The sequence below is a fragment of the Singulisphaera rosea genome (assembly GCF_054877945.1).
This window is the reverse complement of sequence record NZ_JBTYIP020000001.1, coordinates 745,352-771,022: the sequence shown is the minus strand read 5'-3', so window position 1 is coordinate 771,022 and position 25,671 is coordinate 745,352. Positions and strand designations below refer to the sequence as shown.

Annotated in this window: 19 protein-coding genes and 1 tRNA gene; 15 read left to right on the top strand and 5 right to left on the bottom strand. The window is 65.4% G+C overall.

What is annotated here, in order from left to right; translation table 11 throughout:
- Positions 1-205 precede the first annotated feature (205 nt).
- The 5 genes from ACYOEI_RS02975 (at position 206) to ACYOEI_RS02955 (ending at position 4,645) form a co-directional block, all read left to right on the top strand.
- A complete protein-coding gene (locus ACYOEI_RS02975; protein ID WP_462847788.1) occupies positions 206-589 on the top strand; it encodes a hypothetical protein in 384 nt (127 codons plus the stop codon).
- Between the two features lie 47 nt (positions 590-636).
- Positions 637-1,218 (top strand): Shedu anti-phage system protein SduA domain-containing protein, encoded by a 582-nt coding sequence (locus ACYOEI_RS02970; protein ID WP_462847787.1) that lies wholly within the window; start codon positions 637-639, stop codon positions 1,216-1,218.
- A 352-nt stretch (positions 1,219-1,570) separates the two neighbouring features.
- On the top strand, positions 1,571-2,497 hold the full coding sequence (locus tag ACYOEI_RS02965; RefSeq protein WP_462847786.1) for a sugar phosphate isomerase/epimerase family protein: 927 nt from the start codon (positions 1,571-1,573) through the stop codon (positions 2,495-2,497).
- Between the two features lie 514 nt (positions 2,498-3,011).
- A tRNA-OTHER gene (locus ACYOEI_RS02960) sits at positions 3,012-3,152 on the top strand.
- Between the two features lie 185 nt (positions 3,153-3,337).
- A complete protein-coding gene (locus tag ACYOEI_RS02955; protein WP_462847785.1) occupies positions 3,338-4,645 on the top strand; it encodes a TROVE domain-containing protein in 1,308 nt (435 codons plus the stop codon).
- A gap of 85 nt (positions 4,646-4,730) precedes the next feature.
- Here ACYOEI_RS02955 and ACYOEI_RS02950 read toward each other — a convergent pair whose 3' ends face one another.
- Positions 4,731-6,668 (bottom strand): FG-GAP-like repeat-containing protein, encoded by a 1,938-nt coding sequence (locus ACYOEI_RS02950; protein ID WP_462847784.1) that lies wholly within the window; start codon positions 6,666-6,668, stop codon positions 4,731-4,733.
- 271 nt (positions 6,669-6,939) lie between these two features.
- Here ACYOEI_RS02950 and ACYOEI_RS02945 point away from each other — a divergent pair, with 271 nt between their 5' ends.
- Positions 6,940-7,521: a GNAT family N-acetyltransferase gene (locus tag ACYOEI_RS02945; RefSeq protein ID WP_462847783.1), complete on the top strand. Its 582-nt coding sequence runs from the start codon at positions 6,940-6,942 to the stop codon at positions 7,519-7,521.
- A gap of 95 nt (positions 7,522-7,616) precedes the next feature.
- Here the strand turns inward: ACYOEI_RS02945 and ACYOEI_RS02940 are convergent, their stop codons facing one another.
- Entirely contained in the window at positions 7,617-7,832 is a 216-nt protein-coding gene (locus tag ACYOEI_RS02940; RefSeq protein ID WP_462847782.1) for a hypothetical protein, read from the bottom strand.
- 221 nt (positions 7,833-8,053) lie between these two features.
- Between ACYOEI_RS02940 and ACYOEI_RS02935 the strand changes: the two genes are divergently transcribed.
- Positions 8,054-8,560 carry a T6SS effector amidase Tae4 family protein gene (locus ACYOEI_RS02935; protein ID WP_462847781.1) on the top strand — a complete coding sequence of 169 codons (507 nt, stop codon included), beginning with the start codon at positions 8,054-8,056 and terminating at the stop codon, positions 8,558-8,560.
- Between the two features lie 238 nt (positions 8,561-8,798).
- Here ACYOEI_RS02935 and ACYOEI_RS02930 read toward each other — a convergent pair whose 3' ends face one another.
- The gene (locus ACYOEI_RS02930; protein WP_462847780.1) at positions 8,799-11,096 is read right to left on the bottom strand and encodes a hypothetical protein; all 2,298 of its coding nucleotides are present in this window, start codon (positions 11,094-11,096) and stop codon (positions 8,799-8,801) included.
- Positions 11,097-11,595: 499 nt separating this feature from the next.
- On the opposite strand from ACYOEI_RS02930, the gene ACYOEI_RS02925 reads away from it, so the two are divergent.
- Together ACYOEI_RS02925 and ACYOEI_RS02920 are read left to right on the top strand one after the other, a co-directional pair.
- Positions 11,596-12,165, top strand: coding sequence for an ECF-type sigma factor (locus ACYOEI_RS02925; RefSeq protein ID WP_462847868.1), 570 nt, complete (start codon positions 11,596-11,598; stop codon positions 12,163-12,165).
- Positions 12,166-12,235: 70 nt separating this feature from the next.
- Entirely contained in the window at positions 12,236-15,886 is a 3,651-nt protein-coding gene (locus ACYOEI_RS02920) for a WD40 repeat domain-containing serine/threonine protein kinase (RefSeq protein ID WP_462847779.1), read from the top strand.
- A gap of 39 nt (positions 15,887-15,925) precedes the next feature.
- Here the strand turns inward: ACYOEI_RS02920 and ACYOEI_RS02915 are convergent, their stop codons facing one another.
- Positions 15,926-17,776 carry a tetratricopeptide repeat protein gene (locus ACYOEI_RS02915; protein ID WP_462847778.1) on the bottom strand — a complete coding sequence of 617 codons (1,851 nt, stop codon included), beginning with the start codon at positions 17,774-17,776 and terminating at the stop codon, positions 15,926-15,928.
- A 497-nt stretch (positions 17,777-18,273) separates the two neighbouring features.
- On the opposite strand from ACYOEI_RS02915, the gene ACYOEI_RS02910 reads away from it, so the two are divergent.
- The 6 genes from ACYOEI_RS02910 (at position 18,274) to ACYOEI_RS02885 (ending at position 25,250) form a co-directional block, all read left to right on the top strand.
- Positions 18,274-19,536 (top strand): HlyD family secretion protein, encoded by a 1,263-nt coding sequence (locus ACYOEI_RS02910; protein ID WP_462847777.1) that lies wholly within the window; start codon positions 18,274-18,276, stop codon positions 19,534-19,536.
- A gap of 98 nt (positions 19,537-19,634) precedes the next feature.
- Complete coding sequence (locus tag ACYOEI_RS02905; RefSeq protein ID WP_462847776.1) at positions 19,635-21,299, top strand: TolC family protein; 1,665 nt, start codon at positions 19,635-19,637, stop codon at positions 21,297-21,299.
- A 4-nt stretch (positions 21,300-21,303) separates the two neighbouring features.
- Complete coding sequence (locus tag ACYOEI_RS02900) at positions 21,304-22,068, top strand: hypothetical protein (RefSeq protein WP_462847774.1); 765 nt, start codon at positions 21,304-21,306, stop codon at positions 22,066-22,068.
- Entirely contained in the window at positions 22,065-22,568 is a 504-nt protein-coding gene (locus tag ACYOEI_RS02895; protein ID WP_462847772.1) for a hypothetical protein, read from the top strand. The genes ACYOEI_RS02900 and ACYOEI_RS02895 overlap by 4 nt, the downstream gene beginning before the upstream one ends.
- A complete protein-coding gene (locus tag ACYOEI_RS02890; RefSeq protein WP_462847771.1) occupies positions 22,552-24,192 on the top strand; it encodes a hypothetical protein in 1,641 nt (546 codons plus the stop codon). Before ACYOEI_RS02895 ends, ACYOEI_RS02890 begins: the two co-directional genes overlap by 17 nt.
- Before the next feature lie 143 nt (positions 24,193-24,335).
- On the top strand, positions 24,336-25,250 hold the full coding sequence (locus tag ACYOEI_RS02885; RefSeq protein ID WP_462847770.1) for an alpha/beta hydrolase: 915 nt from the start codon (positions 24,336-24,338) through the stop codon (positions 25,248-25,250).
- Positions 25,251-25,406: 156 nt separating this feature from the next.
- Here ACYOEI_RS02885 and ACYOEI_RS02880 read toward each other — a convergent pair whose 3' ends face one another.
- Complete coding sequence (locus tag ACYOEI_RS02880; protein ID WP_462847769.1) at positions 25,407-25,643, bottom strand: hypothetical protein; 237 nt, start codon at positions 25,641-25,643, stop codon at positions 25,407-25,409.
- Positions 25,644-25,671: the final 28 nt, after the last annotated feature.

The window sequence follows — 25,671 nt, the reverse complement described above, 5'->3', positions numbered from 1 at the left end:
TGGGCCGATTCTGCCGTCGCTCGAACGGCTGGGCAAGGGGCGACCGTGGGCGCCACGCGGACATTTCCCATCGACAAATTCGACGTCACCGGGCCGGAGAGCGGTGGAGGACGAGGGAAGTCCCCGCGTTTCTCAGTGCAACGCTGCGTTCATTCCGAATAGAATGATGTCGGATGCGTAAGCCCTGTCGGGCGGGGAGGATGATATGGCGACTGTCATCAAGAAGGACGTTGACTTTCGGGTCGAGAACCGCGTTGCGATCGCCCTGGATGCTTTGAGTTCGGACGAGAAACGGGCGGTCAACGGCGTCCTCTCCGACAGGGAGTCATTCCTGAAACATGCTAAGGCTGGGTCCCGGGTTCGGAGGATTTCGGAGAATCGCCCCGTCTTCGCGGTCGACATCCTTCCCGGGCTCGCCCTCATCTATCAAATCTCCGGTGATGAGGTTGTCGTGATCGATCTGATGGGACAGGGTGCTTTGCTCCGATACGCCACGAAAGCGACCTCCAGGCGATCCGTGCCGAAGGAGGCACGGGCATCGATCGTCCCGAAGAAGGCGAGTGGGAAGAAGCCTCGTAGTTCTTCATGAAAGAGTTCAAGTCCGTTCTCCTGGATAAGAAGGAGGCACGGAGGGCGTTGGACGAATTCAAGGACTTGCTCGACGACCCGAAGACGCCGGAACTCAAGGAGCGGGAGCACATCCTGCCCTTTTTCGCCAGGCATGAGCACCTGGTTGCATTGATGGGTACCTACAACCCAAGGATCGAAAACTTCGACCGGATCGCGTTCGAGTTCGATATCTTCGGCGACCACACGGCCGACGTTGCGGTCGGCGATTCAAAAACGCATCAGTATTGCTTCGTTGAATTCGAGGATGCGACGGCCACGAGCATCTTCAAGAAGACGGGCCGGAAGACGACCCTCGAGTGGTCGGATCGCTTCAACCATGGCTGTAGCCAAGTGATCGATTGGATCCTCTGGCTTGAGAACATGAAGAGAACCGACCCGTACCTCGGACGATTCGGCGTGCCCGAGATCCAATACGCCGGGCTTGTCGTCGTCGGTCGGGACAAATACGTCGACGCACCGCTCCTCCAGCAGAGGCTGCTATGGCGGAGCGAGCACGTGGTCGTATGCAGTCGTAAACTTCATTGCATTACGTTCGATCAACTCTATGCCGATCTCGACACGAGGTTGAAGATCTGGAATCGTAGGTGATTTTGAAACAGGCCCATGCGACTCCTTGGTGCCCCGGTTTTTTCTGTCGTCGAGTCGATGAGGATCGCCTCCGGGATGGACCTCGTGCCTTCCGCTTCCAATCAATGTCTTCGGGATTCGTCGAGGATATCGGCGTCCTCCTGACTCAACTCCCACTTCTGCGATGATCCCGGTCGACGAACCCGATATCTCGACCCTTGCCGCGGTCGGTTTGGGGCGTGATGATGGCCGGGCAGGTGCGAGGTCTCCAAGGTCGCTTGTCGGCGTCGTCCCGGGACGGGGCTCGGGCGAGTTGGCCTTGCGCCTTGTGGTTCCTCGAGCGTCCTACCGGTTGTTCATTCAAAGGATCAATATGAGTACGCAAAATTTGGTCAGCATGCCCTCGACCCGGCGCGCGTTCCTCGGGGGTGCGGCGACACTCGCCGCGTGTGCCGTGCTGCCGAGGGGCGTGGCGAGTGCGGCGCCGGCGAGGCCGAACTCCGTGTTCAATGGGGTGCGCATCGGGTGCATCACCTACAGCTACCGCGGCGAGATTTCCTCGGCCGAGGACACGCTCAAGGCCCTCGTCGAGGATGGGCTGAGCGAGGTCGAGTTGATGGACGGGCCGATCCTGTCCTACGCGGGGATCGCAGGTGGTCGCCGAGGCGCCGGCGTCCCTTCGGCTGTGCCGACCGAGGAACAGCGCGAGGCGCAGCTCGCCAAGTGCGCCGAGCTGCGGACGATGTACAACGACGCGGGCGTCAATATCCATATCCACAAGATCCCCTTCGGCCCGACGGACGAGGCGATCGACTTCAACTTCCGGATCGCCAAGGCACTCGGCTGCACGGGCATCTCGCTGGAGCGTTCGGAGGCGATGGCCAAGAAGCTCGCCCCTTTCGCCGACAAGTACAAGATCTGGGTGGCCTTCCACAACCACACCAACAACTACCCGGCGCTCAACGAGCACGACCCGATCCTGGATTTCAGCCCCTACATCGGCTTCAACCTCGACATCGGGCACTACTTCGCGGGCAGCAAGGGGAAGTCGCCCGTCCCCGTCCTTGAGAAGTACCACGACCGGATCGTCAGCCTGCACCTGAAAGACCGGACTGCTGAAGGCGAAAACCTCCCCTGGGGCAAAGGGAAGACCCCGATCAAGGAGGTCCTCCAACTCATGAAGAAGGAGAAGTGGACCTTCCCGGGCGACATCGAGGTCGAATACAAGATCCCGCAAGGCTCGAGCGCCGTCGCCGAGGTCGCGAAGTGCGTCCAGTACTGTAAAGAGGCGCTCGCCTGACCCTCCGGTTGGTCGGCTCCACAACCCCGACTCGCAGCCGATTGCGGTCGGGGTCTTCTGATCATTGACCTACCCTGGTGCCATCTCGCGGGTCCTCATTTCCCCCCTCTCGCGGGAAAAGCGAGCTCCCCGTTCACACTTCTGGGTAGGATCGCGCGATGACCCGCAAGAGGTCATCGATGTCACTCCCGAGTGTGGTCAACTTCCCCTTCCGCCCCTCGCACTCGAAACATGGCGTCGGCTCGATCTCATCCCAGGGGATGACGGGAGCCTCACGCCCCGATCCACCGCATCGTTGGCATTCTTCCCACAGGGATTCGGATTTCATTGGAATTATCCTCCAGGTTTAGTGCACGCAAGAATATTGGTCGCGAGAAGTCCATCCTTCGATGAGCACGTCGCGAACCTTCCGGGGCCGGGTTGGCTCTGGAGGTTCCGGAGGGTGGTGCAGATGAGGGTTACTTACCTTGCAACGGTCGAGGTTGCCGGTTCGAGTCCGGCCCGGTGGGGTGACCTGCCGGTAGCTCAAAGGCAGAGCGCGAAACGTACCTTCAACGCCTCTTCCCCCTCCGCTTGATCCCTCGTGCGGTGGTGCAGGCAAGGGTTACTTCGACCTAGGATCGAGAGGTCGCGGGTTCGAATCCCGCTCGGTGGGGCAACCTGCCGGTAGCTCAGCGGCAGAGCGCTTTGGACCTTTGTCGCTTCTTCCCCGCACGGTTCATTGCAACGGGCGACGCCTCGAGAGTCATGAGAGCAAGACTGGGTCGACGCGGCGTGGGTCGCTTGCGTCCTCGGGTCGACAACAAGCCGGCGTCTTCCCAGTACGGAAACGAGTGTTCCATGGGCACGATCAACCGCGTGATCAAACGACGAACTCACGAAGGGGGCGGGGCCGCTAGGATCGGCGCACTCGCGCAGCTCGAGCGTTCGGTCCTGTCCTGCCTGCTCTGGGAAGATGAATTCTACGAAAGCGGGATGGCCATCGGCGAGCGGATCGCCGAGCTGGTTCGAGAGGTCCCCGCCGCCGACGTTGCACGCGTCGCGGCCCGGGCCAAGGAGGGCATGAAGCTTCGCCACGTCCCCCTGCTCCTCGCCCGGGAATTAATGCGGACGAAGGAGGGCCGGGCCGAGGCACGCGACCTCTTCCCTCGCGTCATCTTTCGTCCGGACGACATCACCGAGTTCCTGGCCCTGTATTGGAAAGAGAACAAAGACGAGCCGCTGGCGAAGCAGGTCAAGCGTTGGCTGGGCGAGTCGTTCCGCCAGTTCGACGAATACCAGCTCGCGAAGTACAACGGCGGCAAGAAGTCGGTGACGTTGCGCGACGCCCTGCGGATCATCCGTCCGAAGCCCGCGAATGACGCTCAGGCGGAGCTCTGGCGGAAGCTCGTCAAGCGCGAGCTGGCCACGCCCGACACCTGGGAGGTTGAGCTCTCCAAAGGGGGCGACAAGAAGGCCTCGTGGACTCGACTCCTGACCGAGGAGAAACTCGGTGGCCTGGCCTTGCTCCGCAACCTGCGGAACATGTCGAAGGCGGGGGTCGAGGCGAGGCTGATCCGCGACGGGATCCGAACGATCAAGTCGGGGCGGCTGCTGCCGATCAACTTCATCGCCGCGGCCAGGCACAACCCTCCGTTCGAGGCGGAACTGGAGGCCAAGTTCTTCGAGTGCTTCGCCGGTCGCGAGACCCTTTCGGGTCAGACCATCATCCTGGTCGATGTCTCGGCCTCGATGGATGCGTCGCTGTCTTCGAAGTCGGACCTGTCGCGAATGGACGTGGCGTGCTCATTGGCGATGATCGGGCGTGCGATGTTCGACGACCTGCGTGTGTTCACATTCTCGAATGCCTTGGTCGAGGTCCCGAATCGTCGAGGCTTCGCCCTCCGGGATGCGGTCAAAAATTCGCAGCCACACGGGGGGACGGAGCTCGGCCACGCCCTGCTATCCTTACCCGCGAGGGATCGGCTGATCGTCATCACCGACGAGCAGAGTCATGACAACGTGCCCCAGGTGAAGGGATATCTGATCAACGTCGCGAGCAACAGGAACGGCGTCGGTTACGGTTCCTGGGTCCACATCGACGGGTGGTCGGACAAGGTGCTCGACTACATCGCCAGGTACGAGGCGACCGCCTCGGAGGAATCCTGACGACTCGCCGTGTTTCGACGACGCGCACGCCGAGACGGCTCGCGCGTCGTCGCGTTTTCGCAAAGAGACGACTGTGCCCTCCTGCTCAACGGCCAGTCCTCGCCCTGGGGTTTCGCATGTAGTAGAAGTGCCCGTCCTCGGCGCCGCCGAGGAAGTCGGGGATGCCGTTGCCGTCGAAGTCGACGACGGTCGGGCTGACGTCGTGCCCTTCGATGTTGACATCCGAGAGCAGCCCTTCGTCTCGGAACGTCCAGGTTCCATTCTCGGCCCCGACCTGGCGGAGGAATTGTGCGTTGGCGGCGTTGACGAGGAGGTCGAGCCGGCCGTCGCCGTCCCAGTCGTTGATCGCGAACTTGCGCCGACCGCTCTTCCCGGCTCGGCCGGCGTTGAACTGCAACGGGTGGGCTTGCGGGTCGGCGAAAACCCGACGGGGGGGCAATAGAACGAGTCTTTTTTCGCGGCGATCCCGTTCGAAGTAGGCGAGGTAACCCTCGTGATCGAGCATCACGAGGTCGATCAGGCCGTCACGGTTCCAGTCGACGGCGAACGGGGTCGTGCGCCATTGGGTGAGCAACCCCTTCCCGATCGGCCGGAGCCACCCCCATGCGAGCGTCGGCTGAGGTCCGTCCCACTCGACATCGATCGGTGCGGCCGCGTCGAGGCGCGGGTTCGTGCGTGTGCCGACGTTACGATACCATTCGACTCGGCCCAGGATCGAGTTGACGATCAGGTCCGGCAGGCCGTCGCCGTCCCAGTCGGCGACGCTCGGGGTGGTGTAGCCCCACTTGGCTTCGCAAGGCCCTTGGATGCTCCCATTCGGGCCGGCCTTGATCCGGATCACCCGGCCGTCGGCTTCGAGATGTCGGGGCCGGGCCCACTTCGGTCGCTCGACTCCGGGACCGCTCAGATTCTCGAGGAAACCGAGGTAGCCGGCGGTGTTGCCGGAGAGGATGTCGATGTCGCCGTCCCCGTCCCAGTCGAATCCGCAAGGGGTTGCGAGGGCTCCATACTTCACCTCGTCCGCTTCTTGCTGAAAGTAGCGGGGGGCGAGAAACCGAGGGGCGTGGTCTGAATCGAACTTCCCGGTATTCTCGACGAAGGCGACGCGGCCGTCCTCATCGCCCACGATCAGGTCGACATCGCCGTCGAGGTCCCAGTCGATCGCTGTCGGCGTGATCATCTCGAGGTCCATCGCGAGCGGACCATCGTTTGCGGCGAGCCGACGCCCGGGAGCATACTCCGGCCGGGTGCGTGTGCCGACGTTCGCGAAGTAGGTGAATCCGTCGAGGAATTCGCCGCAGAGGAGGTCGAGGTCTCCGTCCCCGTCGAAGTCGGCGAAGTTCGGCGAGGGCCAGCCGAAGGTCTCGACTGGCTTGTCCCCTGCGATCAGCTTGTTCGCGACGTCGTACCTGGGCTCGGCTTCCGTCCCGAGGTTGCGGAGGAGATAGACGAACCCTCGCAGGGGACCTCGAGACCACCGGCCATCGCGGTCGAAGGCGTTGTCCCATCCGTAGTCCGTCCAGTCGTCGACGCCGACGATCAGGTCCGAATCGCCGTCGCCGTCGTAGTCGACGTACCGCCAGAAGTTCCCTCGAACCTTGTGCTCGTGGATGTTCGCCGGTAACGGGAGCGAACGTCCCTTGGTCAGGCCCGAGTCGAGGAACGCGGGATACTCCATACCCGGTGAGAGGACGCGGGGGCGGCCGCCGACGACGCTGAGCTGGACATTCTGGAGCCCCGGTCCGATGCGACGACCGGGCTTGAAGACGGGCATTTTCTCGTTCGACGTCGGGCCGGAGGCGTTCTCGAAGACATAGGTCCCGTTCGAAGGTTTGTCGGGGCAGACGACCACCAGGTCCAGGTCTCCGTCCCGGTCGAAGTCCATCGGCATCGGCCACGCCCAGAGCCCGACGCCGAGGTCGACGACCAGCCCGGGGTTGTTGTACTTGAGCCGCTCGAGCCCCTCCGCCCCGGCCTGCCCTGTCGCCGAAATCAGGACGATCGGAATCCAAACGAACCGCATCCTCGCCTCCGCACTTTCGGACCCCTGGGAGCCAGGCCACGTCGCATCCATGGTACGCCCGATCCCTCGGCAAACAAGCCTCGGGGCGGCCGAAGTGCGTTCCGAGTGAGATTGATATTTTTATTGAAAACAATATATAAAAAGGATTTAAGTTTGTGCGAAAAGTTGAACTCGCGATTCACCTGCGAAGCCGGCTCGCCGGGATGTTCGCGGCTTCGGGACGGTTATGATGGGGCGGTCGAGTCGTCGTTCGTCGCGTGTGGAGCTCTCCATGTCCGATCCGTTCCTGCGGACCGCTCGCCTCCGACTCCGCCCCTGGTGCGATGAGGACCTCGAACCTTTTGCGGCCCTGAACGCGGATCCGGAGGTGATGGAATGCCTCCCGAAGCGGATGAGCCGTGAGGAAAGCGACGCGCTGGCGGCGCGGATCCGCGACCGTTTCCGCGAGCAAGGTTACGGCCTCTGGGCGGTCGAGGTCTCGGGCGAGGTCCCGTTCATCGGATTCGTCGGCCTCCATCACATCCGCTTCGAGGCGTCCTTCACGCCGGCCGTCGAGGTCGGCTGGCGACTCGCCCGTGGCCATTGGGGGAAAGGCTACGCCACCGAGGCGGCTCGGGCCTCGCTCCGCTTCGGCTTCGACCAACTCGGGCTCAAGGAGATCGTCTCCTTCACGGTGCCCCATAACGTCCGGTCTCGGGCCGTGATGGAACGGATCGGGATGACTCGTCGAGCTGAAGAGGACTTCGATCATCCCACCCTGCCCGAAGGCCACCCGTTGCGCCGGCACGTCCTCTACCGGGTCCAGCGGGACGAGGCCACGGTCCATCCTCCGGGGCTTGCGGCGGGGATCTGACGACCCTCGACTCTCCCGTCGCGGGTCGCCGACGAAATCCGGCCGAGGGCCGGATCGTCGCGATGGCGTGTTTGCGCTCCAGCGTGGCAGGAGGATCATTGCAGCCCAGCGTTCCTCTCGGCCTCGGCCTGCTTTCGCAGGTTGCGTTGCGCCAGCAGAGCGACAACCTTGTATCCGATCACTCCACCCGCGACGATCGGGATTAGGTCGAGGACATGGAACGGGATCCAACCGCTGACGAGGCCCGCGAAGTAGGAGGCGGCAAACAGCAAGAAACCGGCGCCCACGGCACAAATCAGATACTTGACCATCGGATCCCTCTCCGGACGGGGTCTCATTTCGAAGGCCTAACGTGCGGCCTCTCCGTCGAGATATCCAGAACGGTGGACGCGCCGGACAACACAATTCGGAATTCTCTCATCGGCCCTGTATCGTCGGTGCGGGTCCCTTGGTGAGAAGGCAGGACAATGAGGCTCATGTCTGGAGCCGCGAGAATCGGTAACGCGAGGATCCAACTCAAGGGAGAGCCACAATGCCGAAGCCGTTCTGGTCGGAGTTCTTCCAGGCCTATCCCGACTACGAGACTTCTGACAGTGCTGCCGTCAAACGCTCGATCGGCGGGGCCGTGGACGCGGGCTGGGTCACCAACACCTGTACGGTCCGCATGAGCCGCGGTTTGAACTACAGTCGGCTGCCGGTACCGGCCGGTTTCAGCGGGCTGCACACCGTCAAGGGGGGCGACGGTAAGCGCTACGCGTTCCGCGTCCGAGAGATGCGCCTTTGGTTGCCGACGGCGGCGGCCCTCGGGGCACCGAACGTTGATATCCACAAATCGCAAGGCGATGCGTTCGATAAAACGACGCTGAAGGACGTGAAGGGAATCATCGCGTTCGACATCCACTTCTCTGATGCGACGGGACACCTCGATCGTTGGGACGGCCAGCAGTTCTCGCACGAGTCCGGTCGGTCCACAGACTTCGGTGATGCCGGCCGTTATTGGGCGCTGGCTACCCGTATCACCTTGTGGGCGTTGCCTTGAACTCGAACTGGGAGGGGCTATGGTCGCAAGGCTGGCCGAGTCGAACCTCGCTGAAATTCCCCGAGTCACTCGTGGTTGTCACGTTGGCAGGCTCACCACAAAGGCACAAAAACACAATGGGCCCCGAGAGAACGTCGGAAAGGGATCCGTCCTCTCGGCGTTCTGCCCTTTGTGTCTTTGTGCCTTTGTGGTGAATGAATCCTCCGCCGCGTAGTCGACAGAGTGCAGGTCTTGTCGACTACGTTGCGAACGCGCCGTCGATGTTGTTGCTGCGGGTCGAGGCCGTATTACCCGTGACGGTGGTGTCATCGACGATGGCCACGGAGGTGATCGCAATGCCTCCGCCGATGCCGGTGCCGGGCGTTCCGGTGTCTCCGTGGAATCCGAGCTGGGTCGTCCCGGATAGGCCGGTATGCTGATGGCCCGGGCCGCCGAGACCGGCCGTGGGGATTCCGGGCGTTCCCCCGACGCCGCCCGCGCCGAGGATCGCGCGATTGTTCGTGATGAAGTTGGTGGCCTGGGCTTGCGGAGTTCCGGCCTTGGCCCCTTGGCGAGGACGAATGATCAGACTCGAGCCCGACTCAAAGATTCCTCCGCCGGAGGCGTTTCCGCCGTTTCCGCCGTCGCCGCCATGGAAGACGAATGCGTTGCCGCCATTGCCACCGTCGCCCCCTTTACCGCCCTGGCCCCCGTGAGCGTTGCCTCCGTTACCGCCGACTCCGCCCGCACCGCCCTGAGCGAGGTTCGAGGAATTGATGTTCAAGGTGACGCCGAGGAAAGACGCGTCGCCGTGGTTGTCGAGCCCTCCTCCGAAGGCATTTCCGCCGATTCCGCCGCGACCCCCGTTGCCCGAATCGGCGTTCCCCCCCTTGCCACCCCTGGCTCCCGAAATCGAGAGATCATTGAGGCCGCCGCGACCTCCGAAGCCACTCCCACCCAGGCCCCCGGCCCCGGCCGAGTCGGCGATGGCGCGGTTGCCCGCGAATAGGATTGTGCGCGAGGTCGTATTGTTCGGGGCGAGGAACTTGACGACGTGGTTGAAGTCATTGAAGAGACCACCCCCTTCCGCGAGACCTGAGTTTCCCCCTCCGGACCCGCCACCTCCCACGCCGGTCCCCCCCGTCCCGGAGCCCGAGACGAAATCGGATTCTCCGCCCAGTCCCCCCGTGCCGGTTCCGCCAGTTCCCCCAACGCCGCCGCGGCCGCTTAGGGCGAGGTTCGACGCGAAGGTCACCGACGACGTGCTGTTGAGCGTCCCGTCGTTGTCGATGGCCCCGCCAAACGCCCCACCACCGTTGCCCCCTTTGCCGCCGAACCCGCCAAAACCTTTCCCTCCAGTGCCGCTCTGGAAGTGATCATCGAGGGACTGCCCGGCGTTGCCTCCCACGGCGTTCCCCCCCGTCCCTCCGGTCCCGCCGGCGCCTCCATCGGCGGTATTCGAGGTGAAGGTCGTTGCGTCGCCGCTGAACGAGAGTGTTCCCGCGTTGAAGATGGCCCCCCCGAGCGCCCCGCCCCCGTTGCCGGCGACGCCGCCGATTCCCCCGGTCCCGCCCCCGGCGGCTCCAGGCGCCCCGTCGGCAAGGCTTCCGTTACCGCCCGTGCCGCTGCCGCCCGATCCGCCGTTGCCGCCTCGGCCTCCCAGGGCTTCGTTGCCGATGAACGTTGCACCCGAGATGTTCAACACTCCCTTGACGTTGTTGAAGATCGCACCCCCGGCGGCGTTTCCGCCGTTTCCGCCGATTCCGCCGCTCCCCCCGGTGGCGCTTTTCCCGGGCTGGGCGATGCCGCCGGAGGCTCCGATATTGGTCGCGCCTGTACCACCGTTGCCGCCAAGGCTGCCGATCGCCAGGTTCGATGAAATGAGGGTGTCCACCAGCGTGAGTGTTCCCGAATCATTGAAAATCGCACCCCCCTCGCTGGCAAGTCCCGGGGTACCAGGCCCTCCGTTCCCACCGTTCAAGCCGGGTTTCCCGCTGACGCCATTGTCTGAGACGACGAAGTTCCCCAGAAGGTCGACCGAGGTCAATGTGACGTTGCCTCCGGCGTTCTTGAGGCCTCCGCCTCCGTTTGAGCCCTTGTCCACCTCGCGACCGTGCTGAATCGTCAGGTTCGAAAGGCTCACCTGACCGCCGAAGACATCGATCACACGATCGATGTTATTGCCGTCGATGATCGACTTATCCGCCCCCTGGCCTTCGATCTTGAGGTCGTTGTCGATGTCGAGGTCACCTGACAGACCTTGGTCGTCGTTGCTGCCCTGGAGTGTCAGCGTAATCGTGCCCGAAGGGAGCTTGATCGTGTCCTGTCCGCTCGAATGATTCGCGGCCATGATCGCCGAACGCAGCGTGATATGGCCGGTGGAATCCTTGCCCGACTGGAGGTCCACGGCCACCGTATCCGCCAAGGAATTGACGTTGAAGGTCGAGAGGACCAGCCGGCTCTCCAACATCTCCGGAGCGAGCACGGCCAGCCGGCTCCGTGCGTTCCGTGCCTTCTGCGAACCTCGGACCCCCGCTCGACGCTTCGCGAATGACATGGCCGTTTCCCCTGCGAGTTTGTTGAAGTCGATCCCTTCACATAGGGGAAATCAACATCGGCCACGAAAACCGACATGCCGCCGAAAAAAAACGACATGACATGGGGTTAGAGACCACCACGTTTTGAGGTGGTGAGTTTTTAACCGCGGTTTGAACACGGATCTGAGAAAGCAAGTTTGTCCGCAGATGGCGCAGATCAAAACTGAAAACCTTGGGGCCAATGATGGTTAGATCAATAGGTGTTTTTCAAATTAAATTCTTGTATAATTAATTTATAAATACTCGAATAAATTTTGGCTTGTGGCGTCGTCGGCTCGTTAACCATCCTCTGCCTCGTAGCCGCGACAGCGTTCTATCCATCGCATGACCCTTCGGATTACCCTGGACGTCGGTGGTCCATGCTCTTCTGTGAAACTTGCCCGGGACTGGTCGGGGCGGTGTCGCCTCGGGGCGAGTGGTCGTCAGGGTGAGAGCGAATGGGCCATGACGGCCGCTGCCATGTCCGACGTCACGCGGATCCTCTCGGCGATCGATCGGGGAGCTGACCGGGCGGCCGAGCGATTGCTCCCGCTGGTCTATGCCGAATTACGCCGGCTGGCCGCCCAGAGACTGGCCCGGGAAGCCCCTGGCCAGACTCTTCAGGCGACGGCCCTGGTGCACGAGGCCTACTTGCGGCTGGTCGGCGCCGAGGACCCCGGTTGGAACGGCCGAGGCCACTTCTTCGCCGCCGCGGCCGAGGCGATGCGGCGACTCCTCATCGAGCGAGCCAGGCGGGCACGGTCGGCTCGACGCGGCGGGGGTCGGGATCGCGTCGAGCTTGACGCGGCCGATCTTGCCGAATCGGCACCGTCCGACGACGTGTTGGCCCTGGACGAGGCCCTCGGCCTCTTGACGATCCAGGATCCTCGGAAGGCCGAGCTGGTCAAGCTCCGCTATTTCGCCGGCCTGACGATGGAGCAAGCGGCGGAGGCCCTGGGGATCTCCCCGGCCACGGCGCACCGCGACTGGAACTATGCCCGGGCCTGGCTCCATCGGTCGATCGCGGGAAATCCCTCGGCCGGGGAATAACCATGAGAGGATTTCGGCCCGTTCGTCGCACTGCGTACGGAGACTCGTTTTTCAAAGGGGAATCGCAGACATGTCTCAGGACGATCCGACGGAGGAGTCGATCTTCGCGCTCGCCCTGGAAAAGTCGAGTCCGGCCGAGCGTGCGGCGTTCGTGGAGGCGGCCTGTGTTGGCCGTCCCACGTTGCTCGAACGTGTCGAGGGCCTGCTCAGGTCGCACGAGGACGCCGGCAGTTTCCTCCGACCACCGGCCGGCTCCGTGACCGGGAGCTTCGAACCTGGTCGCCTTGCCGAGGCGCCGGGTTCGAGGATCGGACCCTATAAACTGCTCCAGCAGATCGGCGAAGGCGGTATGGGCGTCGTCTACATGGCCGACCAAGAGTCGCCCGTCCGCAGGAAGGTCGCGATCAAGATCATCAAGCCGGGGATGGGCTCGGCGCAGGTCGTCGCGAGGTTCGAGGCCGAGCGACAGGCCCTCGCGATGATGGATCACCAGAACATCGCCCGGGTCTTCGACGCCGGCACGACCGAATCCGACCGCCCGTACTTCGTGATGGAGCTGGTCCACGGCGTCCCGATCACCGACTATTGCGACGCCAACCAGCTCACGCCTGGCGAGCGGCTCGATCTGTTCATCCCGGTCTGCCAGGCGATCCAGCACGCCCACCAGAAAGGCATCATCCACCGCGACGTCAAGCCGTCGAACGTCCTGGTCACGATGTATGACGACCGGCCCGTGCCCAAGGTGATCGACTTCGGGGTGGCCAAGGCCATCGAGCAGAGCCTCACCGAGCGGACCCTCTTCACCCAGTATGGCGCCCTCGTCGGCACCTTCGAGTACATGAGCCCGGAGCAGGCCGAGCTGAACGCCTTCGGGGTCGATACCCGCAGCGACGTCTATTCGCTCGGCGTCCTGCTCTACGAATTGCTCACGGGGACGACGCCTCTCGAGAGGACGCGGCTGCGCCAGGCGGCCCTCAGCGAGCTCGTCCGCTTGATCAAGGAAGAGGATGCCCCCCGGCCCAGCGTCCGCCTGAGCGGCTCCGGCGACCTTCCCAAGATCGCCGCGGCGAGGAAGACCGAGCCCGCCCGGCTTTCGAAGCTGGTCCGGGGCGAAGTCGACTGGATCGTCATGAAGTGCCTTGAGAAGGACCGAACGCGGCGTTATCAGACGGCCAACGCCCTGGCCAGGGATGTCGAGCGGTATTTGAAGGATGAGCCCGTCGAGGCGTGCCCGCCATCGACCGGCTACCTGTTGCGGAAATTCACCCGCAGGTACCGGATGCCGATGGCCGTTACCGGGTGCTTTGCCGTGCTCCTACTGGCCGGCGTCGTCGCGAGCACCTGGCAGGCGACCCGGGCGAAGCGGGCCGAGCGAGAAGCCTTGGCCCGGGCCGCCGAGGCCGCCGCCTCGGAACGGAAGGCGGTGATCGCCGGGGATGCGGCCAGGGCCGAGCAAGCGGAAGCCGAGACGGCCCGCCAATCGCTCCGTAGGTCGCTCTACGCCTCCGACATCCAACTGGCCCAGGCGGCCCTGGCTTCGGGCCGGATCGTACGGATGAAGGTACTGCTCGAGGCCCACCGGCCCCGGCCGGGGGAGGCCGACCTTCGAGGATTCGAGTGGCACTATCTGCACCGGCTGGGATCGAACTTCCGCGCAGCCAAGTATCCCTTCAAATCGTGGGGGACCCTGAGCCCAGACGGGACGCGATACGTCTCCGCGAGGTTCCGCCCCTCCGGGATGAATTCGAAGGCGAAGGACCTGGAGTTTCAACTCGGGGACACGTCCACGGGACGCGAGCTACGGTCTTACATCCCCTTCCCCGGCGAGACTCTGATAACGTATAAAATCGGAGACATGTTCAGCCCTGATGGGAAACGGTTCTTATTCGAAGTGGAAGTTCGCGATCCGTCGGGCAAATCGCCCTGGCGGATCAAGGCCTGGGAATGGGAGACCGGCCGGGAGTTGTGCACCCTATCCGACCTGGAAGGGCCGACGGTCGGCGCCGCGTTCGACCAGGCCGGTCGGCGGCTGGCCCTGCTGACCGAGCGGGCCGTCAGGCCGGAGGAAACCGATCTCGTCGTCAAAGTCCGAGAGGTGGATGGTGGGAAGGAGTTGCTGACGATCCCACTCCCGGGGCGGCAAGTCGTCAACTCGCCGTATTCCATCGCGTTCAGCCCCGACGGGACGCGCCTCGCCGCCTTGACGGGACCTTCCGGGACCGGGAGCAAAGTGGCCCCTGGGGAGGTCCGGGTCTGGGACGCCTCGACTGGCCAGGAATCTCTCCGATTCGCCGTCGAGGCGACGGCCAATGCAAGTCGCGTGGATTACAGCCCCGACGGTCATCGGCTTGCGGTCGCGGCCGTTTTGGCGGGGGCGATCTCGATCTGGGACACCGGCTCGGGCCGGAAACTTGGCGGCCTCGCGAAGCCCGATCAATTCGGGATGTTGATGGGGATCGCGTTCAGCCCCGACGGCCTGAGCTTGGCCGCGTCTTTCGCCGATGGGAAGGTGAGACTCTGGGATCTCAAGTCGGTACAAACCGAAGGAATCCAGCCCCCGTCTCGCGTACTGGAAGGAAATCATACGGCGCTGCGGCGGGTGGCATTCAGCCCCGACGGCCGGTCGTTGTCGGCCTCTGATCGGAGTGGGACGGTCATCACCTGGAAACTGACCGCACCGGAGACGTGGCCGGTGATCCCCGGGCCGGTCTGGGAGAGCAATCTCCATGGCCCGTCCGCGTCGGCCGACGCCTCGCGATTCGCGGCCCCCTTCCAATCCAATGGAGGGAGCACCGAGGTGAAGGCCTGGGACGCGGCCGGCAAGGTCTTCTTCGTGGCGAGGGATGAGACCATCACGGACGGTCGATCCTCCACGTCGAGGACGGCCACTCTCGATGCGAGTGGCGACCGCCTTGCATATTGTGCCATCGACGACGCGAAGGGGTGGGCAAGCCGGCTTCGGGTCTGGGAAATCGAGTCGGGCAAGGAACTCTTCCACCTCGATAGCGACAGGTCGGGCCATTTCTATTCCTCGACCCTGAGTCACGACGGGCGACTGCTGGCGGCCTCCTGGATCGCCCGGCAGGACGACTCGGAGTTATCGCCCTCCCGGGTCTACCTATGGGACCTCTCCACGGGCAGGGAGCGACTTCGATTGGATGTGCCGTACTGGGCCGACCTGGCCTTCAGCCCGGACGGACGTCATCTGGCGGGCGCCCTGATCGCGGGGGCTATCGACGAATTCGAGAGCGAGATCCGTGTGTGCGACACCACGACGGGCGAGATTGTCCTGAGCCGAAAATGGCCGGAGGATTGGATCAGCACGCCGACCTTCAGCCGCGACGGGAGGATGTTAGCCGTGCAGGTCGGGCCGCGAGGGGAGCCCGGCACCGTGAAGCTGCTCGAGGTCTCGAGCGGCAAGGAACTGCACTCGCTCGACGGGCATCGTTACAACGGGGTCCTGAGCCTCGCCTTCAGCCCCGATGGTCGGCGGCTCGCCTCGGCCTCCTACTCCCGCGACCATGCGGATGCCGAGGTCAAGCTCTGGGACGTCTCCGATGGCCGGGAATTGCTGACCTTGCCCGCAATCGGCCAAGGCCGACTCGCCTTCAGCGTCGATGGTCACCGGCTCTCTTACGTCTCCGATGTCGGGGAACGGCATGATGCACGCGTGCAAACCTGGGACGCCACGCCGCTGACCGACACTCCAACCCCGCCCTGAATGGGGCGGAGGCCCGCCGCGAACGGCGAATCTCGCGTGTCATCGAGAGTTCGCTCGGGATACTTCCGCGGCGGCAGGTGGATGAATTCGAATGTGATGGTCGGTAAAGCGGGAGTGGGGGATGGTGGTTCGGGTCGATGGCATATGACAAGAGAGGCAGCCTTGGGAGGGGTTCACCGGACAAGGCTTCGGGCCTTCGGAGAGGAGCGAGGTTTCGGATGCCGGTTTGGGGTGGCCGTGGCAGGTGAGGCAGATGGATTCGTAGGACGCGGGCGAGGACTCGGCGTCTCGATGAGGGTCGTGGCAAGTGATGCAGTCGAGGTTGCCGCGGCTCTCGGAGTAACACCGGCTCCAGGTCAGACTGGTGCCCGGGAACCGGACGGAGGCGGGGTCGGCCTGGGAGACCTCGCGGGCGAAGGGGCTGTGGCATTGCGCACAGAGGGCGACGATCGGCGCGCCGGAGGCCTTGCCGGACCAGGGGATGGCGAGGTCGGGGAATCCCGAACTGGCGGCTTTGACGTGGTTGCCGCCGGGGCCGTGGCAACGCTCGCAGCCGATCCCGCGATCGGAGGACTCGGGGCCCGTCGTCGACTGGGCCGAGCGAGGGGTCGTGGTGTGGCAATAGAGGCAGAGGTGGACATCATCGTCGTTGAGGAGGCGACCGAGGTAGCCCTCGTGCGGGGGCGGTTGGGGCGACTGGCCTGAGGTCAGGTCCCAAATCGGCCCCTCGGAGTATCGGGAAAGTCGTAATTCGCGAGCCTGTCCTTTCTCGTCTCGGCCGATCAGGGTGAGGCCGTGTCGGCCCGAGCCGATGGCGTAGTCGACCAGGGCACGGTACGTCTGATCGTCGCCACGGACTTCATAGCGGGTCTGGTCGTCGGATCGGGCGATCGTGTGGTGGATCTCGGGCTTCGCAGGGTCGTCGAGGGGGCGGTCGGGATAGGGAAGATCCGCGAGGCCCGGCCCTCGGCGGAGCGTGTGTGTGTGGAGGCTGTCCTCGTGCGTCTTGTGGATCGCCCGGTGACATTCGCCGCACCGTGCCGAGCCGACGAACGGGGCCGGCTCTGGGGTGATCGCGGCCTTGTCGCGATAGAACTCGCCGAGGGCCAGGGCCTCGAGGGCCGAGGCCTTGTCGCCGGCCTGGAGCCAGGCGCGGCTCAAGAGCCAGGACGCTTCGGGGTCGGCGCCGGCGGCCAGGATCGTCCGGAGAGGGCGAAGGGCCTCGGCGGACCGACCGGTGCGGAGCCAAGTCCGTGCGAGGAATTTGAGCGAGGTTGGGTCTGGTGCGGCGTCGGCCTTTCCGTCGGGCCCATGCTCGAGGCTTCGGGTGAGGTGCGGCAAGGCGCCGGCGGGGTCGTCGTGGTCGACGGCGATTCGGCCCAGGAGGAACTCACCACGTTGTTCCCATCCCGGGCATTCGGCAAGCCGCTTCGCCAACTGCGTTGCCGGGGTGAAGCGTCCGAGGCCGAGATAAGCCTGGCCGAGGGCCGAGAGTAACTCGGGGTGGTTCGGGTCGGCACGGAGGCCGCTCTCCCAGGAGGCTCGGGAGGTCTCTTTATGGCCAGCCCGTTCGAGGGTCAGGCCGATGAGGTAATAATCCTCGGGCTCCATCGCCGAGGCGCCGCCGAGTCGGGCGTAGGTCTTCTTCACCACGGCATCGCGGCCCTGCCGGGCGGCCGCTCGGGCGATGATCCGCATCGCCTTGCGATCCTTCGGGACGGCCTTGAGGTGTCGATCGGCCAGGGTCGAGGCCTCGGCCCAGTCCCCGCGACCATAGGCTGCGGATGCGAGCGTGAGGTCGTCGGGGTGGAATCGAGACCAGGCGAAGTAGATACCCGCTCCGCTGAGGGCTGCGACCGTCGTGATCGCGAACAGGAGACGCCAACGCATTCGGCCGTCGATCCTCGACATCTCGCGACCCTCTTCGCAGTCCCACGCGTTCACGTCCGGCTCTGAGAGAGCCCCCGCCTCGATGTGCACCGCCAATCATAAGGCGATCCGGCCGACGAATCCAAGCGCGCGTCGGTCCAGCCCCGCCGGGCGCCAGGGGGGTGCCAGTCTTCCGGGTTGCAAAGTTGGGTGGCAAGGTTTGGTTCGTTTTTACGGATTGTCGCGAAATTTCATCTTGGGCGGGAGGTCTTGCCGAATAATGGAGACATCCCGGCGTTGAGCCGCGGTGATACGGACGCCTGCGGCCATAGGGTCCCGGGTGGTCCGTCCCGAAGTCGAGAAGGCGACACGACGACGTCGAAGGGTCGCGTTGAAGGGATCTTTCGATGGCCGAGAGCGAAAATCCATCGACAATACCTGAGCCACAGGGCGGACCTCCCCCTGTTCCGGCCTCGGTCGCTCGGCCGGCGTCTCGGCGAAGCCGGCTGCGCGCGGCGGTGTCGCTGGCGCTCCTCATCGCCACGACGGGGGCGCTCGCCGGTTGGTGGATATGGTCGCGGTTCCACGTCCGGACGAACAACGCCTACGTCATCGGGAACATCACCCCGGTCTCCTCGGAGACGGGGGGGAAGGTCGTGGCGCTGTATGCGGACGACAACATGATCGTCAAGGCGGGGGACCCGCTCGCCCAGATCGACCCGGTCCCGTATCAACTCGCGGTCGATGGGACCTTGTCCGACCTCCGGAACCTCCAGGCGGAGGTCCGTTCGGCCGATGTCAATGTTCGGTTGGTCCGCCGGGATCGCAAGGCGCTGCTCGACGGTGCCCGGGCGCGTCGTGGCGAGGCCGATCGTGCTGTTCGGGCGTCGGAGGTCGAGGTCCAGTCACGGGGGCAGATCCACGAGAAGGAGCAGGAGATGCTCGCCTCGCTCAAGGCCCAGCTCCCCGGCCTCCTCGCGATCCAGAAGAATGCCCGGCTGTACTTCGAGCGGTTCTCGAGGCTGGCGGCCTCGGGAGACGTGACGGTGCAGGAGAAGGACAACCGCGAGGCGACCCTCCGCGAGGCCTCCGCCAAGGTCGAGTCGCTCCGCAGCGACATCGCCGCGGCCGAGCGCCAGGTGCTCTCCAGCGGCTTGCAGCTCGAGCAATCCGGCGTCCGGCTCGAGCAGAGCCGACAGGCCCTGGCCAACGCCGACGCGGCGGTCGGCCAGGGCGAAGCGGCCCAATTGCAGACGGAGATCGCGACCGCCCAGTACGAGGCGCTCAGGAGCCGGGTCCGCCAGGCCGAGTCCGCGCTCCAGACGGCACAGCTCAATCTCAGCTATTGCCTGATCCGTGCCCCGCAGGGGGGGATCGTCAGCCGTCGGACGATCCAACTCGGGGAGACGCTCACGGCGAGGCAGCTCTTCCTGAGTATCGTCCCGCTCGATTTCGACAACGTCTGGGTCGTCGCGAATCTTCGCGAAGATCAGATGGACCGGGTCCGGGTCGGCAACCCCGTCGTCGTGACCGTGGACGCGATCCCCGAGCGGAAGTTCCGGGGATGGGTCGAGAGCACGTCGGGGGGCACCGGCTCGATCTTCTCTCTCTTCCCCCCCGACAACGCCACCGGGAACTTCGTCCGGGTCGTCCAGCGCCTGCCGGTGCGGATCCGGTTCGACGAGCCGGAGAACTTTCAGAACCGGATCCGGCCCGGGATGTCGGCCGTCGTGAGCATCGACGATTCTATATTCGTCAGGAAGGGCGATCAGACCTGGTGAGGTCCAGCCCGCCTCGGCGTGATTCTGGGAAGGGTCTCCACACGGACCTTTCGGAGAGCGTTGGGCAGAGACGCCCGGCCGGAGTGAGGGAGCGACGCGTGGGAACAAGGTACGGTATCCTCTGGCTTGCGATCGGGCTGCTCGTGCCGACCCCAGGAGGATCCTTCCTCCTGGCCGGAGAGTTGCCGACAGCGACGCGTCCGGAGGATCCACCCCTTCCCGAGGACGACCTTCCCCCGGCGCTCCCTGAGGAGCCGGCATCCGAGAGAGGACGCTCGACAACGCTCCCCGTCTCGACTCGAACGAAGCCGGGGCGGCCGATCCGCCTTGCCGACTCGATGGCGCTGAGCCTCCGGAACGTCGAGACGGTGCAGGCGAACCTCACGGTCCGCACGGCGACCGTCGCCCGGTTCGAGGCCCTCAAGGCATTCGTGCCGCTCGTGAATCTCCCGCAGCTCCAGGTCGGGTTGAACCGGCTGACGGGCACGGCCAACGATGGGCACTCGATCATCTTCCCCGACATCACCGGCGGCACGCCCTTCGTCGGCCAGCCGGGGCTCGATCACGCCGAGCTCAATCGTTTCAACATCCTCTTGCCGATCGACCCGTCCGGCCACGTGGCGGCCTTGCCCATCGCCGAGGAAGGGATCCGGGCCAAGGAGCTGATGGAACAGCTCGTGCGACGGGGGCAGGCGGTCCTCGCGGCCCAGCGGTATTTCGAGGCCAAGCAGATCGGCTACGAGACCCGGGTCGCCGACGCCGCGGTCTACGTCGCGGAGGAGACGCTCGGGCTCGTCGGACGGAAGCTCCGAGAACGCCAGGCGCACGACGTCGAGCTTTCGCAGGCGAAGGTTGATCGGAGCAAGGCCGGGGTCTTCCTCGCCAACTTGCAGAAGGCGGAGCGGGTCGCGGAGCGTCGGCTGGGGGTCGTGGTCCATCAGTGTCGACTCCTCGTCCCGCAGGAGTTGGGCCCGGTCCCGATCGATCCGGAGTCGGCCTTCACGTTCGACCTCGCCGATCCGGACCCGATCGACCTGGCGCTGGTGCCGGACTTCCCCCGTTGCCGAGAGGACGCGATCCTGCTGGCCAAGCGGCAGCGACTGGAGGTGAGGTTGATGCTCAACGGCCTCCGGATCGCCAGGCTCCAGCAGGTGAGGGACAAGACCCGGCTGCTCGGCATCGGCCAGCTCCCGCTCGGCATGAGCTATAAGAACACGACCCCCGGCAACGGCGGCGTCGCCTTCGGGATGATCTTCGGCTCGCTCTACGACCTCCCCGTCGTCGACATCGGGCTCTGGGCCAACCTGCGGCAGGCGAAGCTCGACGTGATCCGCTCGCAGCTCGACCTCGAGAAGTCGCTCCTTGATGCGTCGGAGGACGCAGGCAGCTCCTGGGACCGCTGGCAGCAGGCCGTCCTCGAGGCCGAGCAGAGGGAAGCCGAGTATCGCCTGAGGATCGAGTATCGCGATCGCCTGCGGCGGTTGTACCGCGAGAAGCAGGCGATCCGCCTCGACGTGCTCGGGGCCGAGGTCGACGTCCTCCAGGGGGACGCGAACCGTTGGAACGCCTGGTACAACCTCCAGCTCGCCCGGCTCGACATCTTGAGGGCGACCGAGCTCCTGCTCGACTACGTCGACAAGGCGGGGATCGCCTCGCCCCCTCTCATCGAAGACGGTCAGGCGGAGCCAGGGCCTCGGCGCGGCCTGTTCCACCGCTTCGTCCATCGCGAACGCAGCCGGACCCCCGACGGAAAGGGAGAGTGAGGGCATGAGGCTGTCGCCTAGGGGGAACATCCCCATGCTCCTGAGCCTGCTCCTTGCCGGAGAACCAACCGGATTGGCGCTCGGCCAGTCGGAGGCCCCGATCGCGCCGGCCGTCCCCGAGCCTCCCCCGGCACCGTCGCAGGCCGCCCTGCTCCGTTCAGGCGAGGCCGTGACCCTTCGCATCCGCCAGGTGATCCCGTGCGACGGGCTTAGCCCCGGCGAGCGGCTCCTCAGCGGGAGGAACGGGGTTTCCAAGGGGGATCGGGTCGTCGCGGAGGTCGCGGAGCCGAGGCAGGTGCCGCCGGCGCTCGTTGGAGGGACGATCGTCCAGGTCGATCCCCCCCGCCGATTCGCGAAGCCCGGGCGCGTGGTCATCGAGCTGGGGCAGCTCGTCCAGCGGCCCGATGGCCGAACCGGGATGGTCCCCTGGGTCTTCGACCTGGAGGACCGCCGGTTCAACGTCCAGATGCGGCGAAGGGTCCTCCTGTCCCTCTTCGCCGCGGAAGGTTTGGGAGTCGGGGCCAGCCTCGGGGCGCAGGCCGGCCAGGGACACCCCCTCTATATCGCCGGAGGGGCCGGCGTGGGCCTCTTGACGGGGATCGGCTACGCCAGCCTCATGCCGGGTCGCGAGGCCACGCTGGAGCCCGGGGATACCTTCCGGATCACGGTCGGGACCCTCTCGTACCGCCCGATCGAGCCCTCCCCTCCCCTCTCGCTCCACCCCGCGGCGGACCCTTCGAAGCGATCCTCGAGGAAACACCACCCATGAGCGTCGCACCCGCCTGGTCTCGATTCTCGCTCGTCGCGGTGCTTTTGATCGCGGTCGCCGGGTGTGAGCGGCGTCCCGCCGGGGAGCCGTCGGCCAGCCTCGAGCCCGCGTATACTCGGGACAAGATCCTCGACCCTGCTCTGGCGACGGCCGCCCGAGCCTTCATCGCCTGGGCCGGCAGCCAGACGGCCGGGGACGAGCCTGTCTTCGGACCCATCCAGGTCCTCCCCCCGGCCCCGACGCTCCTCCCCTACGGCATCGGGACGTATCAGAAGGAGAACCGGCTCCCCGCGGTCATGATCACGGGCCCCGGCTGGCCGTCACTCTCGCGCGAGGACCGCGAGGCGATGGCGGCGAAGGCGTTCGACGAACTGTCCCGGCTCTTGCCGAAGTCGTCCCTTCGACCGACCGTCACGATCCAGACGCCTCAAGGGCTGGAACTGGGCTGGATCAACGAGACGCAACCGGGAAGGACGCTCCTGCATGGCGAGGTCGATTGAGGACGCGGAGGGCCCTCGGATCGGGATGATGAGTCGGGCCTGGACGGCCCTGCTCGCGTCGCGGCCGGCGTTCGCGCTGGCCGCAGCCTGGCTGACGACCGCGGGACACACGATGAACTTCCGGGAGATGAACGCCGCCCGAGGATGGGTCACCGCGCAAGGCTACGGTCTCCATTCGATCTTCCTGTTCACGATCGTGATCACCATCCTCGCCGCCTCCCACGCCGCCCGGCGGTTCGGCAGCTATCCCTGCGTCGTCCTCGGCCTGGGGCTGCTCGCCCTCGGGGCGATCAGCAACATGGCCCTCACCGTCGACGTCACCGGGCTCGCCGAGTCCGGCCGGGTGGTCGCGGGTGTGGGGGCCGGCCTTGTGATCGCCCTGGCGCCTCGGATCCTTCATCCCGGTTCCGAGTCCTACGTCGCCTGGGCGGGGATTGTCCTGCCGGCCGCGGGACCCGTGATCGTCGCCTTCGCCGCGGACGGGTACGGTTGGTACTCATGGGAAGGGGGGTTCGTTTTCGAAGCGGTGCTCGCGATCCTCGCGCTCGCCGCGGTGCTCTCGATCGGCGAGGCGCCCGACCCCGATCGGGTACCGGGGATGCCCAGCCTGAAGGAGCGGGGTTCGCTGCGACCCTTGCCCGTGGTCGCGGTCGGAGCCCTGGCGGTCTGGCACATCATGCACTGGGGGCAACTCTACGGCTGGCTCGAGGGGCCGACGATCGTCGTGGCGTCGGTCGTCGCTTCGGTCTCGTTCTGCCTGGCGCTCTGGCTCGCATGGCCGTCCGTCGATCCCTTGGCCTTGCGCGAGGCGCTCCCGCGTCTCGGACTGATCACGTATGGCGGGTTCGTGCAGTACTTCAATGCCTCGGACATGGGGGTCTACGGCGGGCTGCTCATCAACTTCAGCCCGTTGATGCGGTCGTGGCTGGTCTGCTCGTTATCGATCGGCTCCGCGGCGGCCCTCGGGGTAGGAAGGCTCTTCTGGCCTCGGCGGTCGCCCGGCTACACCGGGGCGTGCCTCGGCCTGCTGGTCCTCGCGGGGGGGATGGCACTTTCGCATTGGAATACGTTGAATTGGCCGTTCTGGAGGTTGCTCAACGTCGTCGAGTTCAACTGGTTCGCCGCCCCGCAGCACTGGCAGCTCGCCCCCCCTCGGTTCCTGATGGGATTCGGGAGCGGGCTGGTGCTCCTGGCGATGACGACCCGCTCGAGCCCCGACCCTTCGCGCGAGGCGATGATCCGGCCGTTCTTGCCGGTCGCCCAGTTTACGGGAGGGGCGCTGAGCGTCGGGGCCCTCGTGACCGTGTTGCTCGTCGCCCATCAGCTCGAATACTCGTATGTCGCCGACCGAGGATATATCCAGCCGACCGAGCAGGACGACCGTCGCGCCCTGGTGACGGCCTCGTTGACGGAGCGAGGGACGGCCGCGCCCGCCCAGCAGGCGAACTCGCTCCTCTTCCGCGCGGTGAACTACGAGGCCGACAACTACGTCTTTGCCGATATCTACGGAGGCTTCTTCGTCGCCTCAATCGCTCTCGCCATCCCGTGCGGCTTGGGAGCCTTGGCGGGACGACTCCGCGCGAAGGGCCAGTCCACGGGGCCCACCGGGACCGTCGGCGGATAATAGGTGCCTCCCGCGATCAGGTCGGTACCCAACGACGTCGGCGCCCACAGGTAATCGGGCTTGCTTGCAGCGTCCCTCGGTTTTTTCTAGGCTGGCTTTTCGGGGCGCCGTCGCGCCCCGTGGACGCGACGGGGAGGGTTCGTATGGATTCGACCGCGAGTCGACCGAGGCGGATGCCCAGGTTCGCGAAGTGGGCCGTCGGATCGACCCTCCTGCTGTGCGGCACGGCCTATCTCGCGATCTCGTTGTTCGCTGCCGACATCCTCACCCGCCCCAACAATCGGATCCTCGGGGTCGACCCGAGGAAGATCAGCTCGGACGTGACGTCATGGTCGACCCGGACCTCCGACGGCCTCACCCTCCGCGGCTGGTACTTCCCGACCGAGGAGCGGCGCCACTTGATCGTGCTGATCCACGGGATGGGCGAGTCTCGGCTCGAGATGGCCACGCTCGGGCGCGACCTTCATGCCTGCAACTACGACATCCTCATGTTCGACCTTCGGGGGCACGGGCAGAGCGATCCCTCGAGGCTGTTCATGGGCCGCCGCGAACGGGGCGACCTCCGCGCGGTCCTGTCCTGGGCCCGCGACGAAGGATTCTCGCAGGACCGGATCGGCTGGCTCGGATACTCGATGGGGGCGTCGACTCTCCTGATGGAGGCGGCGCAAAACCCGAACATCCGGGTCGCGGTGGTCGACAGCCCTTACGGCAGTCTTCCGGAGTTGCTCGATGCGCAACTTTCCCGGCACAGCCACCTGCCGAGGTGGTTCAATCCGGGGATCCTCACCGCCGCGCGGTTCGCGTTCGGGGTGCGCACCGACGACCTCGTTCCGATCCGGTCGGCCAGGCGCTGGGGACACCGTCCCCTGCTCTTGATCCACGGCGAGGCGGATTCGATCGTACCGGTCAGCCAGGCCTATCAGCTCGCGCAGGCTGCAGGTTCAACTTGCCGCTCGGTCACCTTGCCGGGCGTCGAGCACGTCCATGCCTACCGCGAAGATCCCGAGCGTTACGTCGCCGCGGTCGACTCGTTCTTCAATCAGCATCTGACCCCCTGATCGAGATCGCGACCTGGCGACGAGGCGGTGGCGAACGGTCGGCTCACGCCTTCAGGGCACGAGCAGCTCGTGTCATCAAACGAAGACGGCCGGGCGAGGCAATAAGCCAGGCCCGGCCGTGGTGACCGAGTGGACGGTGGCGAGGGTACGATCCGATCAGGGACCGAGGCCGCCGTGGGTCCGGAACGGCGTCATGTGCGAGGGCTGGTCGAGGAACCAGAACCGCTCCCATTCGTCGCCGATCATTCGGAGGTTTTCCGAGTCGACGAGCAGTTCTTCCGCTCGTCGAGGGCCGTAAGCCGCGTAGTGCGGCAGGGGGACCGGGGCACAGCCCTCGCTCCAGATGGCGAGGGTTGCGACCACGAGCGCCATGGCCGCCAAAGGTTTCCGCATTGGGGGATCCTCCCGCCTTCGGTAACCG